General features: G+C 27.8%; 1 protein-coding gene. It reads left to right on the top strand.

Annotated features, from left to right (window positions below; translation table 11 throughout):
* Positions 1–173 precede the first annotated feature (173 nt).
* The gene (locus E6A48_RS11625) at positions 174–1187 is read left to right on the top strand and encodes an FAD:protein FMN transferase (protein WP_219710469.1); all 1014 of its coding nucleotides are present in this window, start codon (positions 174–176) and stop codon (positions 1185–1187) included.
* Positions 1188–1235 lie beyond the last annotated feature (48 nt).

Consider the following 1235-nt stretch of genomic DNA (forward strand, 5'->3'; position numbering starts at 1 on the left):
AGTAGGTGCCTATCGGCAAAAGAAGTGGGGGTACGGGGGCTAGTCCCCGAAAATATCTAAAAATAAAAAATTTAGTTTTTGACAAAACATAATTATTTAACTATATTATAATTCAATAAGTTTATTAATAATAAGTTTACTAAAAAGAATAATTATAAAAAAGAGAAGATTTTATGACATCAAAGAAAAAATATTATCTATTAATTTTAGTTGTAGTAGCAGCATTAATTGCTACACTTTTTGTTTATAAAAATAAAGAAAAGTATATATCTACAACAATAGCAATAAGCGATACTATATTAAATATAACAGCACAAACTACAGAGAAAAAAATGTATGATTTGGTTGCTTCTATAACAAATGAAATTAACAGAATGGATAATATATTAAATCCGTATAATGAAAAGAGCGAAATAGCAATTATAAATAAAAAAAGTTTAGAAAATAAAGAAGATGTTCTCAGAATAGAAGTTTCTGAAGATATGGCACATTTATTTGAAACAGGATTAAGATATTCTAAGATAAATCCTTCTTTTGATATAAGTGTGAGACCATTAATTGAGCTTTGGGGTTTTGGTGTTAAAGAAAATCAAACTGTTCCAAAGAGAGAAGAGATTGAAAGTGCATTAAAGAAAATAGATTATTCAAAGGTAAGTATTATTACAAACAATGGAAAAAAGTTTATAGAGCTTAGAGATAATTTAACTTTTGATTTTGGCTCTTATGGAAAGGGTTATATTGTTACTAAACTTATAGATGTGTTTAAAAATTACAATATAAAAAATTATTTAATAGATTACGGCGGAGATACTTATGCTAATGGTGTAAATTCTAAGGGTAATCCTTGGGTGATAGCAATAAGAAATCCTAGAAACGATGAAGACGGATATTTAGCTTTAATACAGGCTACAAATTATACTATAGTAACAAGCGGAGATTATGAGAGATTTTTTACAGAAAACGGCACTAATTATCATCATATAATAGATGCTAAAATAGGTTATCCAACTTATAATGCAATGTCAGCTACCATTGTACACACCAATGCAGAAGAGGCAGATGCTTTATCTACAACAGCTTTTCTTATGGGTACTAATTTTTTCACTAATGAGAATTATAATTACAGAGAAGCTTATATAGTTGATTCTAATGGAGATTTATATATAGCAACGAACGAGAGTTTTTGATAATTTTTTAAATTAATATATCTGCAGGGCTTTGCCACCTGCGAAGCG

Source organism: Brachyspira pilosicoli (genome assembly GCF_019402445.1).
GTDB classification, from domain to species: domain Bacteria; phylum Spirochaetota; class Brachyspiria; order Brachyspirales; family Brachyspiraceae; genus Brachyspira; species Brachyspira pilosicoli_B.

Bases quoted from the DNA above. Each gene is read 5' to 3' on its own strand.
- E6A48_RS11625 (WP_219710469.1), top strand. From the start codon at position 174: ATGACATCAAAGAAAAAATATTATCTATTAATTTTAGTTGTAGTAGCA.